Source organism: Rhodococcus sp. SGAir0479 (assembly GCF_005484805.1).
Taxonomy (GTDB): domain Bacteria; phylum Actinomycetota; class Actinomycetes; order Mycobacteriales; family Mycobacteriaceae; genus Prescottella.
The window spans coordinates 3076569-3091863 of record NZ_CP039432.1 but is presented as its reverse complement, the minus strand read 5'-3'; the positions used below and the strand labels follow the sequence as shown (position 1 = coordinate 3091863).

Annotated in this window: 17 protein-coding genes and 4 tRNA genes; 17 read left to right on the top strand and 4 right to left on the bottom strand. The window is 70.3% G+C overall.

Annotated elements, in window-relative coordinates; translation table 11 throughout:
• The first annotated feature begins 15 nt into the window (after window positions 1-15).
• The 3 genes from E7742_RS14370 to E7742_RS14360 are packed head-to-tail and all read left to right on the top strand — an operon-like array spanning window position 16 to window position 2171.
• Window positions 16-681, top strand: coding sequence for a PaaI family thioesterase (locus E7742_RS14370; protein ID WP_137799551.1), 666 nt, complete (start codon window positions 16-18; stop codon window positions 679-681).
• On the top strand, window positions 678-1676 hold the full coding sequence (locus E7742_RS14365; protein ID WP_137799550.1) for an o-succinylbenzoate synthase: 999 nt from the start codon (window positions 678-680) through the stop codon (window positions 1674-1676). The genes E7742_RS14370 and E7742_RS14365 overlap by 4 nt, the downstream gene beginning before the upstream one ends.
• 48 nt (window positions 1677-1724) lie before the next feature.
• Window positions 1725-2171: a DUF6918 family protein gene (locus tag E7742_RS14360; protein WP_137799549.1), complete on the top strand. Its 447-nt coding sequence runs from the start codon at window positions 1725-1727 to the stop codon at window positions 2169-2171.
• A 60-nt stretch (window positions 2172-2231) separates the two neighbouring features.
• On the opposite strand, the gene E7742_RS14355 is transcribed toward E7742_RS14360, so the two are convergent.
• Window positions 2232-3056: a siderophore-interacting protein gene (locus E7742_RS14355; protein WP_137799548.1), complete on the bottom strand. Its 825-nt coding sequence runs from the start codon at window positions 3054-3056 to the stop codon at window positions 2232-2234.
• Between the two features lie 65 nt (window positions 3057-3121).
• Window positions 3122-3718, bottom strand: a complete 597-nt coding sequence (locus E7742_RS14350) for a flavin reductase family protein (RefSeq protein WP_137801220.1) — start codon at window positions 3716-3718, stop codon at window positions 3122-3124.
• 66 nt (window positions 3719-3784) lie between these two features.
• Between E7742_RS14350 and menD the strand changes: the two genes are divergently transcribed.
• From menD to E7742_RS14330, 4 genes are read left to right on the top strand one after another with little or no spacing between them, the layout of a single operon-like run.
• On the top strand, window positions 3785-5431 hold the full coding sequence (menD, locus tag E7742_RS14345; protein ID WP_137799547.1) for a 2-succinyl-5-enolpyruvyl-6-hydroxy-3-cyclohexene-1-carboxylic-acid synthase: 1647 nt from the start codon (window positions 3785-3787) through the stop codon (window positions 5429-5431).
• Window positions 5432-5447: 16 nt separating this feature from the next.
• Window positions 5448-5882: a DUF3592 domain-containing protein gene (locus E7742_RS14340; protein ID WP_137799546.1), complete on the top strand. Its 435-nt coding sequence runs from the start codon at window positions 5448-5450 to the stop codon at window positions 5880-5882.
• A gap of 36 nt (window positions 5883-5918) precedes the next feature.
• A complete protein-coding gene (locus E7742_RS14335; RefSeq protein WP_254699010.1) occupies window positions 5919-6605 on the top strand; it encodes a phosphatase PAP2 family protein in 687 nt (228 codons plus the stop codon).
• Window positions 6606-6628: 23 nt separating this feature from the next.
• Complete coding sequence (locus E7742_RS14330) at window positions 6629-7327, top strand: demethylmenaquinone methyltransferase (RefSeq protein ID WP_137799545.1); 699 nt, start codon at window positions 6629-6631, stop codon at window positions 7325-7327.
• 6 nt (window positions 7328-7333) lie between these two features.
• Here the strand turns inward: E7742_RS14330 and E7742_RS14325 are convergent, their stop codons facing one another.
• Window positions 7334-8629: a geranylgeranyl reductase family protein gene (locus E7742_RS14325; RefSeq protein WP_137799544.1), complete on the bottom strand. Its 1296-nt coding sequence runs from the start codon at window positions 8627-8629 to the stop codon at window positions 7334-7336.
• Window positions 8630-8763: 134 nt separating this feature from the next.
• Between E7742_RS14325 and E7742_RS14320 the strand changes: the two genes are divergently transcribed.
• On the top strand, window positions 8764-9792 hold the full coding sequence (locus E7742_RS14320) for a polyprenyl synthetase family protein (RefSeq protein ID WP_137799543.1): 1029 nt from the start codon (window positions 8764-8766) through the stop codon (window positions 9790-9792).
• Between the two features lie 115 nt (window positions 9793-9907).
• Window positions 9908-10813 (top strand): zinc metalloprotease HtpX, encoded by a 906-nt coding sequence (htpX, locus tag E7742_RS14315; protein WP_137799542.1) that lies wholly within the window; start codon window positions 9908-9910, stop codon window positions 10811-10813.
• A gap of 94 nt (window positions 10814-10907) precedes the next feature.
• Here the strand turns inward: htpX and E7742_RS14310 are convergent, their stop codons facing one another.
• On the bottom strand, window positions 10908-11399 hold the full coding sequence (locus E7742_RS14310) for a YajQ family cyclic di-GMP-binding protein (RefSeq protein ID WP_137799541.1): 492 nt from the start codon (window positions 11397-11399) through the stop codon (window positions 10908-10910).
• A 166-nt stretch (window positions 11400-11565) separates the two neighbouring features.
• Here E7742_RS14310 and E7742_RS14305 point away from each other — a divergent pair.
• The 8 genes from E7742_RS14305 (at window position 11566) to E7742_RS14270 (ending at window position 15271) form a co-directional block, all read left to right on the top strand.
• Window positions 11566-11651 (top strand) — tRNA-Tyr (locus E7742_RS14305).
• A gap of 200 nt (window positions 11652-11851) precedes the next feature.
• On the top strand, window positions 11852-13357 hold the full coding sequence (locus E7742_RS14300; RefSeq protein ID WP_137799540.1) for an aldehyde dehydrogenase: 1506 nt from the start codon (window positions 11852-11854) through the stop codon (window positions 13355-13357).
• 187 nt (window positions 13358-13544) lie between these two features.
• Window positions 13545-13617, top strand: a tRNA-Thr gene (locus tag E7742_RS14295).
• 45 nt (window positions 13618-13662) lie between these two features.
• Window positions 13663-13735: transfer RNA gene (locus tag E7742_RS14290), tRNA-Met, on the top strand.
• 65 nt (window positions 13736-13800) lie between these two features.
• Window positions 13801-13968 carry a 50S ribosomal protein L33 gene (gene rpmG / locus E7742_RS14285; protein ID WP_003937613.1) on the top strand — a complete coding sequence of 56 codons (168 nt, stop codon included), beginning with the start codon at window positions 13801-13803 and terminating at the stop codon, window positions 13966-13968.
• 146 nt (window positions 13969-14114) lie between these two features.
• Complete coding sequence (hadA, locus tag E7742_RS14280) at window positions 14115-14600, top strand: (3R)-hydroxyacyl-ACP dehydratase subunit HadA (protein ID WP_175420624.1); 486 nt, start codon at window positions 14115-14117, stop codon at window positions 14598-14600.
• A complete protein-coding gene (gene hadB, locus E7742_RS14275; protein ID WP_137799538.1) occupies window positions 14587-15012 on the top strand; it encodes a (3R)-hydroxyacyl-ACP dehydratase subunit HadB in 426 nt (141 codons plus the stop codon). Before hadA ends, hadB begins: the two co-directional genes overlap by 14 nt.
• Before the next feature lie 186 nt (window positions 15013-15198).
• Window positions 15199-15271, top strand: a tRNA-Trp gene (locus E7742_RS14270).
• The last annotated feature ends 24 nt before the right edge of the window (window positions 15272-15295 follow it).

Here is a 15295-nt window from a genome sequence, read left to right as displayed (position 1 = left end):
GGCTACCGTGCAGCCATGAGCGAGTCACTGCAGTCCGGTGTTCGATCCGGGGACGGAGCCCGACCCGGCGACGACGTCCACGAACACCACGGCGGATTCCCGGTGTTCACGCCCGTGCAGGCCGGACCGAACTTCGCCGAATTCGTCGAGTCGCTGCGCCGGCTGCAGGACCTCGCCGTCTCGACCCACATCCCGGACGACGTCCTCGACGACGCGACTGCCCGCGCGACCGCCCTCGGCGACCTGCTCGAGTCCTACCGGGTGCCGGAGGGCAGATCGCCGGCCGGATTCAACTCCCAGTTGCCCGGCCGCGGCAGCCTGTTGCTGCTGCCGTGGCAGTTCGAGAAGGTCGACACCGACGGCGTCCGGTCGCGCGGCGTGTTCCGGATGTACCACCGCGGCGGGAACAGTGCCGCGCACGGCGGCACGATCGCGCTGCTCTTCGACGATCTGCTGGGGATGATCGTGCACGCGTCCGGGCATCCGATCGCGCGCACCGCGTACCTGCACGTCAACTACCGCAAGGTCACCCCCATCGAGACCGAACTCGTCGTCGAGGGACGAGTGGACCGCGCCGAGGGCCGGAAGTTGTTCTGCATGGCCGAACTGCGCGACCTCGACGGCACCGTGCTGGCCGACTGCGAGGCCCTCATGCTCCAACTGCTTCCCGGGCAGCCGTGAGCTTCCCGACGGTCGACGACGTCCTCGGCAGTGCCCGCGTGGTGAGCCTGCCCATGCGAGTTCGGTTCCGTGGCATCACCACCCGCGAGGCCGTGCTGCTCGAGGGCCCCGCCGGCTGGGGCGAATTCGCGCCGTTCCCGGAGTACGACGACGCCGAGGCCGCGCACTGGCTGCGCGCCGGGCTCGAGGCCGCGTGGGTGGGACCGCCGGCGCCGCTGCGGGATCGGGTGCCGATCAACGCGACCGTGCCGGCGATCGACGCCGACCGGGTGCCGGAGATCCTCGCCCGCTTCCCCGGCGCGCGTACCGCGAAGGTCAAGGTTGCCGAGAAGGGCCAGAGCCTGGAGCAGGACGTCGCGCGGGTGACCGCGGTGCGGGCGGCCGTTCCGAACGTGCGGGTCGACGCCAACGGCGGCTGGACCGTCGACGACGCCGTCACCGCCCTGTCGGCGTTGACGGCCGGCGGGCCGCTCGAGTACGCCGAACAGCCGTGCGCGACGGTGCCCGAACTCGTCGAGGTGCGCCGCCGGCTGCCGGGTGTCCCGATCGCCGCGGACGAGAGCATCCGCCGCGCCGAGGACCCGATGCGCGTCGTCCGGGCGGGCGGCGCCGACGTCGCCGTCGTCAAGGTGCCGCCGCTCGGTGGGATGCGCCGCCTGCTCGCGCTCGCCGAGGAACTGGCCGCGCACGGGGTGCCGGTGGTGGTGTCCAGCGCGCTCGACACCGCGGTGGGGATGGGCGCAGGGCTGGCCGCCGCCGCCGCGCTGCCGGATCTGCGGCACGCGTGCGGGCTGGGCACCGGGGGCCTGGTCACCGCCGACGTCGCCGCCCCACGGGCGCTGTCGGACGGCACGCTCGACGCGAGCCCCGTCACACCCGATCCGGAGCGGCTGGCCGCGCTGGCCGCATCGCCCGAGCGTGCCGACTGGTGGCTGGCCCGGCTGCGCCGTTGCCACGAACTGCTCGTCACCAGCGGCGATACCTCCTTCGTATAGTGTCGTGCCCGGCCAGCAATGGACCAGTGGATACGGAGGCATGTGAAAGTGGTTGCAGCACTGAACGAAACCCTGCTGGACGAGTCCCGGAAGCCCGCGGTGCTCGCGGACGTCCAGGCACTTGTCGACGCCGAGGTCTCGGACAAGAAAGGTGCGTCCGGTCTGGCGCTGAAGGGTGGCTACGCGGCGGTGAAGAAGGTGGGCCCGTCGATCGTGCCCGACGCCGTCGAGGGGCTGCTGCCGGCGTTCGTCGCCCGGCTCGAGCCGTTCTGGCAGGAGTACGCCGCGAGTGGTGAGGGCAGCTTCTCGGCGTTCCTCACCGCGCGGAGCGACGCCGCGGCCGACGCCCTTCTGGGTGTCACCGACGAGCGGATCGCGGGCACCGACAAGGGCGCGATCAAGAAGGTCTACTCGTCGCTGCGCCCGTCGGCGAAGAAGCACGTCGTCGAGGCTCTTCCGCGCCTGGGCGACCTGGTGCAGAAGCACGCAGGCTAGGCAGCACGCTGCCGGTGCGCCTTTGCGGTGGTCACCGCCACCGAAAAGGCGCACCGGCGCCTAGTACGCGGCGTGACCGTGACGCCAGTAGCCGGTGAAGGCGACGTCGGCCTTGGGCACGTGCCGGGCGTTCACGAGATGCCGGCGCACGCCCGTGGCCAGATCGCTCTCACCCGCCACGAACGCGTAGACCGGGTCGCCGGGTAGTTCGGCGGCCGCCACGGTCGCCAGCGCCAGTTCGCCGGGCTTGGCCGCGGCGTCCTCACGCACCAGCCAGTGCAACTCGACGTTCTCGCTCACCGCGACGTCCTGGCGGTCGTCGGCGTGCCCGATCTCGACGAACGCCCGCACCGGCAGCTCCGGATCGATCGAGCCGAGGATGCCGACGATCGCGGGCAGCGCGCTCTCGTCGCCCACCAGCAGGTGCCAGCGCGCGTCGGGGGTGGGGTTGTAGATCAGTCCCTCGTCGAGCAGGCCCAGCGGATCGCCGGGCGCACACGAGTTGGCCCACGCCGAAGCCGGACCCAGGTCGCCGTGCGACGCGAAGTCGATGTCGAGTTCCGGGCCGTCGCCGTAAACCCCTCCGGCGGGGCGGAATTCGCGCACCGTGTAGTTGCGCAGGATGGGCCGGACGTCCTTGGGGATCAGCTTGAACTGGGCGTACCAGAGGTTTCCGCCCGACGTGGGGAGCCGGAACCCGCTCGCGTCCGGGTCGGGGATGAACATCCGGAACCAGTGGTCGAAGCCCATCGGGACGAACCCGCGCAGATCCTCGCCGCCGATCGTGACGCGCACGAAGTTCGGGCTGATCTGCTTGCTGCCGAGCACGTGCGCCGAGACGATCTCGCGCTGCTCGGGCTTGACGAACTTGGAGCGTTTGGCCATGGCGTTCCGTCCCGCGAATCCGGTGAGAGTTTAGCCAACCCTAATACGAAGCGTGGGGGTGTGGTTCAGCCAGGCCGCCCCGGGCGGGTGATCCTCCGGACGGCGGGCGGCATGCCCCACTCGTCGCGACCGAGACGGCTCAGCGGTGCCAGCGCCGCGAACGCGGGCAGCCCGTCGTCGGCGAGCGCCTCCGGCCGCACCGCGACCGCGAGCACGTCGCCCATCACCACGAACGACTTCCCGACTTCGATCACCTCCCGCAGTCGGCACTCGATCGCGACGGGGGACGCCGCCACCCGCGGTGGCCGGACCCGCTCGCTCGGTTCGGACTCGATGTCCAAGGCGGCGAACTCGTCGGTGCCCGGCTCGTACGGCGCCGAACTGGCGTTGACCTCGGTGAGCAGCGCCTCCGTCGCGAGGTTGACGACGAACTCGCCGGTCGCTTCCACGTTGCGCAGGCTGTCCTTGCGGGTGACCGACGTGAACTGCACGACCGGTGGCTGCGCGCTCGACACCGTGAAGAAGCTGTACGGCGCCAGATTCGGTACCCCGTCCGCCGAGACCGTGGACACCCACGCGATCGGCCGCGGCACCACCGAGGCGGTCAACACCGGGTAGAAGCTGCCCGGATCCATCGCTGTGGGATCGAACACCGTACGCACCATCCGACCATCCTGGCACCGGCCCCTCGCGGCGCGCCGGGCGCCGCGTCTGCCAGTCTGGAAGGCGTGAATCCGTCCACTGCACAAGCCACCGCCGTCGTCGACGAAATGATCCGCGGCGGGGTACGTGAGGCCGTGCTCTGCCCGGGTTCCCGCAATGCTCCGCTCGCGTTCGCGTTGCAGGCCGCGGACGCCGCGGGCCGGCTGCGCCTGCACATGCGCATCGACGAGCGCACCGCCGGATTCCTGGCGATCGGTCTGGCGGTCGCGGGAGGGCGGCCCGTCCCGGTCGTCATGACGTCGGGGACCGCGGTCGCCAACCTGGGTCCCGCGGTGCTCGAGGCCAACTACGCCCGCATCCCACTGATCGTGCTCAGCGCCAACCGGCCCTACGAGATGCTGGGCACCGGCGCCAACCAGACCGTCGAGCAGTTCGGACTGTTCGGCAGCCAGGTGCGCGCCGCCATCAGTCTGGGGCTGGCCGAGGAGGCGGGCGACGAGTCGCTGCGCGGCATCCGCTTCGACGAACAGAACAGCCAGTGGCGCTCGGCGGTGTGCCGGGTGCTCGCGGCCGCGCGCGGCACCCGCTCCGGCAACGCCGGTCCCGTGCACTTCGACATTCCGCTGCGCGAACCGCTCGTCCCCGACGTCCACTCCCAGGGCCTGACGCCCGGGGGCCGCCCCGACGGCGCGCCGTGGACGACGACCACGCACGCCACCCTCGACGTGCCCGTGGACCTCGACATCACCCCCGACACGGTCGTGATCTCCGGCCACGGCGCCGCGTACCGGCCGGAGCTGGCGGGCCTGCCCACGGTCGCCGAGCCCACCGCGCCGCTGCACGGCGTCCCGCTGCACCCGCTGGCGCTGCCGCAGCTCAAGCCGCGGCAGGCGATCATCACCGGCCGGCCCACCCTGCACCGGCCGGTGTCGAAGCTGCTCGCGGATCCGGCCGTCTCGGTGTACGCGCTCACCACCGGCCCGCGCTGGCCCGACGTCTCCGGCAACGTCCGCGCCACCGGCACCCGCGCGGTGGTGACGGGAACCCCGGACGCGGCGTGGCTGGACCGGTGCCGGCACCTGTCCGAGCACGCCGACAAGGCCGTCCGCTCGCAGCTGGCCGCACACGCCGAGACCACCGGGCTGCACGTCGCGGCCGCCGTCATGGACAGCCTGGGGACGGGGGACCAGCTGCTGCTGGGCGCGTCCAACCCGGTGCGCGACGCGGCCCTGGTGAGCTATCCGCGGGCCGGGGTTCGGGTGCTCTCCAACCGCGGCGTCGCCGGGATCGACGGCACCGTGTCCACCGCGGTGGGCGCCGCGCTCGCGTACGAGGCGGAGGGACGCACGATCGCGCTGCTGGGCGATCTGACGTTCCTGCACGACGCGTCCGGGCTGCTCATCGGCACCGGGGAACCGCGGCCGGCGGACCTGACCATAGTCGTCGCCAACGACGACGGCGGCGGCATCTTCGAGCTGCTCGAGCAGGGCGATCCGCAGTACGCGGGGGTGTTCGAACGGGTCTTCGGCACCCCGCACGGCATGGACCTGGCCGCGCTGTGCGCCGCGTACCGGGTGCCGCACACCCGGGTGACGCTGGCCGAGCTCACCGCCGCCCTCGCGGCGCCCGGCGAGGGCATCCGGGTGCTCGAGGTGGCCACCGAGCGTTCCGGACTGCGGGAGCTGCACGCCGCCGTGCGGGCGCAGTTGTGAGGCGACGGTGCGGTCGGTGAAGCCCAGCCCCAGCCCCCGGACGGCGCGCCGCGCGATCGTCGGCGTCGTGGTGGCCGCGGCCGGTATCTCGATCCTGGCGGTGCTGCTGGTGCTCGCGGCCTGGCGCAACGACCGGACCATCGAGTCGGACATGGGCACCGCCACCGCGGAGGTGCTGTCCGCGGGCTCGCTACGGTCCGCGGTCAGCTTCGTCACGCCCGACGGCATCACCCACAACCCGAAACTGGGCGTGCTCTACCCGACCAACCTGACTGCGGGCCAGCGCATCGACGTCGAGTACGCGCGCAGCGATCCGGACCTGGTCCGGGTCGCCGGGCGCGACGCCCGCGTGGCGATCGTGCCCGCCGGTTCGGTGATCGTCGTGACGTGGCTGGTCGCGGTGCCCGTCCTGCTGGTGCTGCGTCGCCGCCGCGACACCGGACCTTCCTGAGAAGTTCACTCAGGAAGGGTTTCTATCCTCGGTCGAATGCGAGCGAGTGCGAAGTCCTACGAGCGGGCGGGGATGATGCTCATCGCCGCCGCGGTCGTCGTGGTGGTGCTGTTCCTGCTGCGCGACGTGAGCGCGGCCGTCTACCGTGCCGTCGTCCCGCACACGGCGGATCTGCCGGGCATCGGCCTGATCGCCGACATCGCGCTGCTGGTACTGGTCGCGTTGTTCGCGGTCCTCGCCGCCCGGATGTGGCGCACCCGCTCGCGGCACCTGGGGGATCTGCTGATGGGCGGGTTCGGCGTCGTCGTGGCGTACGCGCTGAGCGAGGTCGTCAAGTCCTTCGTCTCGGAGGACCGGCCGTGCCGCGTCCAGCTGACGCTGCCGGACTGTCCGGCCGCGGGGGACTGGTCGTTCCCCAGTAACCACACCGTCATCGCGGTCGGCCTGGCGACCGCGATCGTGCTCGCCACCGAACGCATGCTGTCGACGCTGCAGCGCGGGCTCGTGGCTGCGCTGGCCGTGCTGATCGCGCTGGCCCGCGTCCAGCAGGGCGTCCACTACCCGCACGACGTGCTCGCCGGCGCCGTGCTGGGCGCCGCGGTGACCGTCGCCGTGGTCGTGATGCTCGTGCCGTGGGCGCGCGGCCGGGCCCGGGCCCTCGGCCGGCGGCCCCGGGCGCAGGAGCCGGCGGCGGAGAACCCGGCGGCGGACGTCGACGCGTGAGCCGGTTGGTAGCGTCTTCCGGCGTGGCAGAAACACACGGATCGCGGGCCTCGCTCGAAAAGGATCCGCACGAGGTCGCATCCATGTTCGACGGCGTCGCGAAGCGCTACGACCTGACGAACACCGTCCTGTCCTTCGGTCAGGACCGCAGCTGGCGGAAGGCGACGCGCGCCGCGCTCGAGCTGCAGGCGGGGGAGCGGGTGCTCGACCTCGCGGCCGGCACCGGTGTCTCCACCGTCGAACTGGGCCGTTCGGGCGCCTGGGTGGTCGCCACCGACTTCTCCAAGGGCATGCTGCAGGCGGGCGCGTCCCGGGGTGTGCCCATGGTCGCGGGCGACGCGATGCACCTGCCGTACGCCGACGGTGTGTTCGACGCCGCCACCATCTCGTTCGGGCTGCGCAACGTCTCCGACTTCGACGCGGGCCTGCGCGAGATCGCACGCGTCACCAAGCCCGGGGGACGGCTCGTCGTGTGCGAGTTCTCCACGCCGGTGTTCGGTCCGTTCCGCACGGTCTACATGGAATACCTCATGAAGGCCCTGCCGCAGGTCGCGCGCGCGGTGAGCAGCAACCCCGACGCGTACGTCTACCTCGCCGAGTCGATTCGGGCGTGGCCCACGCAGGAGCAGTTGGCGCAGCGCATCGAGGCCGCCGGCTGGCGCAACGTGCAGTGGCGCAACCTCACCGGCGGCATCGTCGCCCTGCACCGCGCGACGCGGTAGCGCCGCTCAGTCGAACGGACGCCGCGCGTCGAGGCGCAGCGACGCCGCGCCCGACGCCCGCCACGCGCGGGCCACGGCGTCGGCGTCGGCGTCGGTCACCAGGTTGCCCATCACCCGCACCGCGACGGTCATCATCGCGCGCGAGCGCATCGCGACCGGCCCCGACGCCGGCAGGAACCGGGCCATGGTCAACAGGTTCGCGAGCCGGCGCGCGATCGAGAACGCGCGGCCGTAGCGCTCACGCAGGATCGCCGGCCACACGTCGGTGAGATCGTCGTCGTCCAGGATCCGGGCCACCAGTCGGCCGCCTTCGAGGCCGTAGTCGATGCCCTCCCCGTTGAGCGGGTTCACGCACGCCGCGGCGTCGCCGATCAGCGCCCAGTTGCGGCCGGCCACGTGGGAGACCGCGCCGCCCATCGGCAACAGCGCCGACGCCACCGAGTGCACGTCGCCGTCGAAGCCCCACTCGTCGCGCCGCTGGTCGGCGTAGAGACCGAGCAGCGGCCGTAACGCGCCCGGCGCCGGACGCTTCGCGGTCGCGAGCGTCCCCACCCCGATGTTGACCTCGCCGGTGCCGAGTGGGAAGACCCAGCCGTAGCCGGGCTGCAGGACGCCGGCGTCGTCGCGCAGTTCGAGATGCGAGGTGATCCACGGATCGCTGCTGCGGTCCGAGGACACGTAGGCGCGCGCCGCCACCCCGTAGACGGTCTCGCGGTGCCACTGCCGGCCGAGGAGTTTGCCCAGGGGGGAGCGGACACCGTCGGCGACGATCAGCGTGTCGCACGCGACGGTGTGGGTGCCGGTGGCGGTCCGCAACGTCACCGCACGGACCCGGTCCCCGTCCCGCACCACGTCGACGGCCTTGGCGCCCTCGACCATCCGTGCACCCGACTCGACGGCGGTGAGCCGGAGCCGGTCGTCGAGTTCGGCGCGGGGGACCGCGCTGCCGACGGCCGGCAGGCTGCCGCCCGGCCACGGCAGCTGCAGTTCCTGCCCCCATCCGCTGAGCCGTAGCCCCCGGTTGACGGTGCGCTCGCGCACCCAGTCGCCCAGGCCGAGACGGTCGAGCTCGGCGACGGCGCGCGGCGTCAGCCCGTCCCCGCACGTCTTGTCGCGGGGGAACGTCGCGGCGTCGACCAGCAGGACGTCGCGGCCGTCGCGGGCCGCCCACGCGGCGGCCGCGGAGCCGGCCGGACCGGCGCCGACGACCAGGACCTGGGCGCGGGACGGGAGGCTCGGGACGGGACCCGCGGACGAGCTCGACGCATCACTGGACCCCGAGGTCGGGAAAGGTTCGGCCACCACCCCAGTATGTTCTCAGGCCGAGGTCGTCGACCGCGGTGAGGGCAGGTGTGGTGACGAGCATGACTGACGCTAGGTTCACTACCGTGGTTTCTGCGTTTTCCGGGCCTGCCGAGGCGTCACCGACTACAGGAATGAGTACTGACATCGTGAGCACTGACGGGTCGAGCACTGTCGTCGCCGGAGTCGATCTCGGCGACCAGCAGCTCGCGAACATCGTGCGCGACGGGCTCGCCCGCGTCGAGGAGCTTCTGGTCAGCGAGCTGTCGGACGGGGAGGACTTCCTCACCGAGGCGGCGCTGCACCTGGCCAAGGCCGGCGGCAAGCGCTTCCGGCCCCTGTTCACCGTGCTGACGGCTCAGCTAGGCCCGGAGGGCACCGACCCCGCGGTCGTGACCGCCGCCACGGTCGTCGAACTGGTGCACCTGGCCACGCTGTATCACGACGATGTCATGGACGAGGCCGCGATGCGCCGCGGCGCCCCCAGCGCCAACGCGCGGTGGGGCAACAGCATCGCCATCCTGGCCGGGGACTACCTGTTCGCGCACGCCTCGCGCCTGGTGTCGACGCTGGGCCCGGAGGCCGTGCGGATCATCGCCGAGACGTTCGCCGAACTCGTCACCGGCCAGATGCGCGAGACGATCGGTGCCCGCGAGTCACAGGATCCGGTGGAGCACTACCTCAAGGTGGTGTGGGAGAAGACGGGCTCGCTCATCGCCGCCAGCGGCCGCTTCGGTGGCACGTTCTCCGGCGCCGACGCCGATCAGATCGCGCGGCTCGAACGCCTCGGTGACGCGGTCGGCACCGCCTTCCAGATCGCCGACGACATCATCGATATCTCGTCGGCGTCCGAGCAGTCCGGCAAGACCCCCGGGACCGACCTGCGCGAGGGTGTCCACACGCTGCCGGTGCTGTACGCGCTGCGGGAGGAGGGCGCCGACGCCGACCGGCTGCGGGTGCTCCTCGACGGCCCGGTGACCGAGGACGCCGACGTCGACGAGGCCCTCGCGCTGCTCGATCGGTCGCCCGGCATGGCGGCGGCCAAGGCGAAGCTCGGCGAGTACGCCGACCGCGCGCGAGCGGAGCTGGCCCAGCTGCCGCAGGGGCCGGCGAACGACGCCCTGGTGCGGCTCGTCGACTACACCGTCGAACGGGTCGGATGACCACCCGCTGAAGTAGCCTTCGAACCAGCCCGGGAACCACGTTCCCGGGCTGGTTCGTTGTCATGTCAGGAGCCGTCCCGGGCCCGGGTGGCGGCGGATACGGAAGAGGCGAGTGGTGCACGGTTACGCAAACGGTGCCAAGACGTTCGGCCTGCTGGTCGGAATGTCGGCGCTGATCATCTTCATCGGCTCGTTGTTCGGGAATCGCAACATCCTGATCTTCTCGATCCTGCTCGCCGTCGGCACCAACGCGTGGGCCTACTTCAACAGTGACAAGCTGGCGCTGCGGGCCATGCACGCGCAGCCGATCACCGAGGTGCAGGCGCCGGTCATCTACCGGATCGTCCGTGAGCTCGCGACGGCCGCGCACCAGCCGATGCCGCGGCTGTACATCAGCCCCACGGCCGCGCCCAACGCGTTCGCGACCGGCCGCAACCCGCGGCATGCGGCGGTGTGCTGCACCAGCGGGATCCTCGACATCCTCGACGAGCGCGAGTTGCGGGCCGTGCTCGGTCACGAGCTGTCCCACGTGTACAACCGCGACATCCTCATCTCGTCGGTCGCGGGGGCCATGGCTGCGGTCATCTCGGGCCTGGCGAACATGGCGATCTTCGCGAACATGTTCGGCGGGGGACGGGACGGCCAGAGCGCGAACCCCCTGGCGTTGCTGCTGGTGTCGCTGCTGGGTCCGATCGCGGCCACCGTCGTCAAGCTCGCGGTGTCCCGCTCGCGCGAGTATCAGGCCGACCAGTCCGGGGCCGAGCTGACCGGCGATCCGCTCGCACTCGCGTCGGCGCTGCGCAAGCTCGATCGCGGCACCCAGGCCGCGCCGCTGCCGCCGGAGCCCAAGATCGCGGCGCAGTCGCACATGATGATCGCCAACCCGTTCCGTGCCGGCGACCGCGTCGGGAAGCTGTTCTCCACCCACCCGCCCATGGCGGACCGGATCGCGCGCCTGGAGAAGATGGCCGGCGGCGGCCCGTCCGACGGCGGTCTGCCGCCCACGTACCGCGAGTTCTGAGCCCGGCTTCCGGTCGGGAAGGGCCTCCGGTCCGAAACGACGGGGCCGCACGCGATCGAGTCGCGTGCGGCCCCGTCGTGCCGGCTCGGCAGCGTCAGCGGTAGTTGACGAACTGCAGGGCGATACCGAAGTCCTCGTTCTTGAGCAGGGCGATGACGGCCTGCAGGTCGTCGCGCTTCTTGCTGCTCACCCGCAGTTCCTCGCCCTGGATCTGCGCCTTGACGCCCTTGGGGCCCTCGTCACGGATCTTCTTCGAGATCTTCTTGGCGTTCTCGCTGCTGATGCCCTGCACCAACGAGCCGCTGAGCTTGTAGATCTTGCCGGACTGCGCCGGCTCGCCGGCGTCGAAGGCCTTGAGCGAGATGTCCCGGCGGATCAGCTTCTCCTTGAACACGTCCAGGGCCGCCTTCAGGCGCTCCTCGGTGTCGGCGGTGAGCGTGATGGTCTCCTCGCCGGACCACTCGATGCCGGCCCCGGTATTGCGGAAGTCGAAGCGGGTGCTCAACTCCTTCGCGGCCTGATGCAGAGCGTTGTCCACCTCTTGACGATCAACCTTGCTCACAACGTCGAAGGACGAATCAGCCACTGCGCACTCCAAATCCATAGCGGTCGACCCCACCCCGGACAGCGGTGGGTTGCCCTGACGCTATCGGTTCGCAACCGCCCGTATCCACCCGGTTTGCGTATCCGGGGGGACTTCGTTGTATTCTTCGATACGCGTCAGAGCGAGCAGGAAACTCTGGGCGCAGCCAGGCAGGTTGCCCGAGCGGCCAATGGGAGCGGACTGTAAATCCGTCGGCTTACGCCTACGTAGGTTCGAATCCTACACCTGCCACCAGTTCAGCCCCGGCCCCGAAAAGGGTCGGGGCTGAACTGTTTTCGGGGGTCCTCCCGCCGCATCGCCACCGTCCCGTCGGTGTGATCCATCCCACTGGCCGAGACCGGTGGGTCTCTTCTCGCGCACATCTCTCTAGCGTCCGTGCCCAGTGGCGCTCGTCACAGGGCGGGCGCAGGACGTGCGAAGGAGCCGATTCCTCGATGACAGGTCTGATCGACGCGAACGAGGCGTCCCCCAAGTTGCAGCACCCCGGCAAGCTGTTCATCGGCGGCGACTGGGTCGCGCCGTCGACGTCGAACCGGTTCGACGTGGTCAACCCCGCCACGGAGGAAGTGTTCCTGTCCGTCGCCGAGGCCGACGCGCAGGACATGGCCCGGGCGGTCGACGCGGCCCGCACCGCGTTCGACCACGGACCGTGGCCGCGGATGACCCACGCCGAGCGCGCCACCTACCTGCACGCGATCGGCGCCGCGATCCGCGAGCGCAGCACCGAGCTCGGGGCGATCTGGACCAGCGAGATGGGGATCCTGGCGACGGCGTCGACGTACGCCTCGGCCGGCTCGGGCGACGTCTTCGACTTCTATGCCGGCCTCGCGGACAACTACCAGTGGGTCGAGGAGCACCAGCCCAGCTCCGGCCGCGGTGTCGGCCTGCTGGTCCGCGAGCCCGTGGGCGTCGTAGCGGCGATCATCCCGTGGAACAGTCCGCTCGGGCTGCTCGCCAACAAGGTCGCGCCTGCCCTGATCGCGGGCTGCACCGTCGTGGTCAAGGCGTCGCCGGAGGCGCCGGGTGCGGTCTACGCGTTCGCCGAGATCGCCGAGGCGTGCGGACTGCCCGCCGGAGTCGTCAACGTCGTCACCGCGGACCGCGAGGTCTCGGAGTTGCTGGTGCGCAACCCCGGCATCGACAAGGTCGCCTTCACGGGCTCCACGGCGGCCGGACGCCGCATCGCGTCGCTGTGCGGTGAGCGCATCGCGCGCTGCACGCTCGAACTCGGCGGCAAGTCCGCCGGCGTGATCCTCGACGACTACGACCTCGCGACCGCGGCGCAGTCCATCGCGACGTCCGCCCGGATCATGACCGGCCAGGTGTGCGCCTCGCTCACCCGCATCGTCGTCAGTCGCCACCGCCACGACGAGTTCGTCGACGCCCTGGGGGCCGCGATGTCGGCCATCCGGGTGGGCGACCCGTTCGACGCGGCCACCGAGATGGGTCCGCTCGCGATGGCCCGGCAGCTCGAGAAGGTCGAGGGGCTGATCGCCAAGGGTTGCGAGGAGGGTGCCCGCCTGGTGACCGGCGGACGACGCCCTGCGCACCTCGACCGCGGCTTCTTCATCGAGCCGACCGTCTTCGGCAACGTCGACAACGACTCGACCATCGCGCGGGAGGAGATCTTCGGCCCCGTCGTGAGCGTCATCGCGGCCGACGACGAGAGCCGGGCCGTCGACATCGCCAACGACACCGTCTACGGGCTCAACGCCTCGGTGTTCACGAACGACGTCGAGCGCGCGTGGGCCGTGTCGCGGCAACTGCGCTCCGGCACCGTCGGGCACAACGGGTTCCAGACGGACTTCGGGATCGCCTTCGGTGGGTTCAAGCAGTCCGGCCTCGGCCGCGAGGGCGGGCTCGAAGGCCTGCAGCCGTACCTCGAGGCGAAGACCGTCCTGCTCGCGTCGATGCCGGCGCGCGTCGACCGGGTGAACTGAGCCGCACGGATCGAGACGCCGGGTCGTCGATTCCGGACTCCCTCGGGTCGGGGGAGTCCGGAAATCGCGCCCGAACGCGTCGGGCGTTCGCCGATTTACCGGCGCTGACCAGCGAATTTGGTACTCACGCGAAGGTCTGTGTAATCTTCTGGAGGCTTCAGCGAGCAGAAATGCGCAGCAGAGCCACGCCCCCTTAGCTCAGTCGGCAGAGCGTTTCCATGGTAAGGAAAAGGTCGACGGTTCGATTCCGTCAGGGGGCTCGCTGGATTGTGGTGTCGTCAGCTTCGCGCGACACTCGACACCGAGGCGGTGTAGCTCAGTTGGTAGAGCAAACGACTCATAATCGTTGTGTCGCCGGTTCAAGTCCGGCCATCGCTACACAAGACGAATGATCCACCCTGATCTCTCTCTGATCAGATTCTCACGCGAAAGAAGGCGTCCCCGTGGCCTCCTCGACTGACGTTCGGCCGAAGATCACCTTGGCCTGTGAGGTGTGCAAGCACCGCAACTACATCACCAAGAAGAACCGCCGCAACGACCCCGACCGTCTCGAGCTGAAGAAGTTCTGCCCGAACTGCGGGACCCACCGGGCGCATCGCGAGTCCAAGTAGTTTCTCGGAGTCGACGCTCGCGCGTTAGGTTCACTGTCAGACTGCCCTAACGGATTGCGTCTACAGGGCAGGGGTGTTTCGCTGTGACAGAGACAGTCGTGGGTGAGGCCGAATCAGCGGTCGACCCCGCTGCGCATGCGGCCGCAATGGTCGGGCACCACTACCGTGTGAGCGACTTCTACGAGATCGGTCGGGAGAAGATCCGCGAGTACGCGCGAGCGGTGCTCGACAACCATCCCGCCCATCATGACGAGGATGCGGCCGCGGGTCTCGGTTACGACGGCCTGGTGGCGCCCCTGACCTTCGTGTCGATCGTGGGCATGCTCGCACAGCGCAAGCTGTTCGAGGAGGTCGTCACCGGTTACGACCTCAGCCAGATCATGCAGACCGACCAGCGCCTCGTCTTCCACCGGCCGCTGGTGGCGGGTGACCGACTGATCTGCGACGTGCACCTGGAGTCCTTCCGTCAGGCCGCGGGCAGCGACATCATCGTCACCAAGAACATCATCTCCGACGTCAACGGCGAACTGGTCCAGACCACCTGGACCACGCTCGTCGCGCGGTCCGGGGGTGAGGTGGACGAGAACATCGCCCACGCCGTCAAGGATGTGATGATGCATGTCGCTCCGTAGGTTCGAGGACGTCGCGGTCGGCGACGAGCTTCCCGAGCGCGTCGTCACCCTGACCCGAGGCAATCTCGTCAACTACGCCGGCGTGTCGGGCGATCCCAACCCGATCCACTGGAGCGATCACGTGGCGCGACTGGCCGGCCTGCCGGACGTCGTCGCACACGGGATGCTCACGATGGGTCTGGGCGGCGGATTCGTCTCGTCCTGGCTCGGCGATCCGGGTGCCGTGACCGAATACAACGTTCGGTTCACCAGCCCGGTGTACGTGGCGGCCGACAAGGCCGCCGAAGTGGAGTTCACCGGCAAGATCAAGTCGGTGGACACCGAGAGCAAGACCGCAGTAGTCGCGATCGTGGCGCGGTTCGAGGGTCGGAAGATCTTCGGACGAGCCACCGCAACGGTCCGTCTGGCCTGAGTGGCCGAGCGGATTGGGTTTGATCCGGGCATTGAAGTACACTAGAGTTTCTGGGGTTACTCAGGCGCTGCGCGCTGCCCTACGGTGCTCGTAAGGACTGTTCCACAGGCCGTACGGACACCGCCACAGGGTGGCGCGCATGTCATGTGAACCCAGATAGGTCGACCAGTTCGATCGGTCGACCAAAGGGGCGTAGCTCAACTGGCAGAGCAGCGGTCTCCAAAACCGCAGGTTGCAGGTTCAAGTCCTGTCGCCCCTGCACCCGGATTGGCCAGCGACTGAG

What these genes read in the sequence shown, in the direction of transcription:
- E7742_RS14370 (WP_137799551.1), top strand. Translation starts at nt 16, where the DNA reads ATGAGCGAGTCACTGCAGTCCGGTGTTCGATCCGGGGACGGAGCCCGA.
- E7742_RS14355 (WP_137799548.1), bottom strand. Translation starts at nt 3,056, where the DNA reads ATGGCCAAACGCTCCAAGTTCGTCAAGCCCGAGCAGCGCGAGATCGTC.
- E7742_RS14335 (WP_254699010.1), top strand. Translation starts at nt 5,919, where the DNA reads ATGCGAGCGAGTGCGAAGTCCTACGAGCGGGCGGGGATGATGCTCATC.
- E7742_RS14320 (WP_137799543.1), top strand. Translation starts at nt 8,764, where the DNA reads ATGAGTACTGACATCGTGAGCACTGACGGGTCGAGCACTGTCGTCGCC.
- E7742_RS14300 (WP_137799540.1), top strand. Translation starts at nt 11,852, where the DNA reads ATGACAGGTCTGATCGACGCGAACGAGGCGTCCCCCAAGTTGCAGCAC.
- hadA (WP_175420624.1), top strand. Translation starts at nt 14,115, where the DNA reads ATGGTCGGGCACCACTACCGTGTGAGCGACTTCTACGAGATCGGTCGG.
- hadB (WP_137799538.1), top strand. Translation starts at nt 14,587, where the DNA reads ATGTCGCTCCGTAGGTTCGAGGACGTCGCGGTCGGCGACGAGCTTCCC.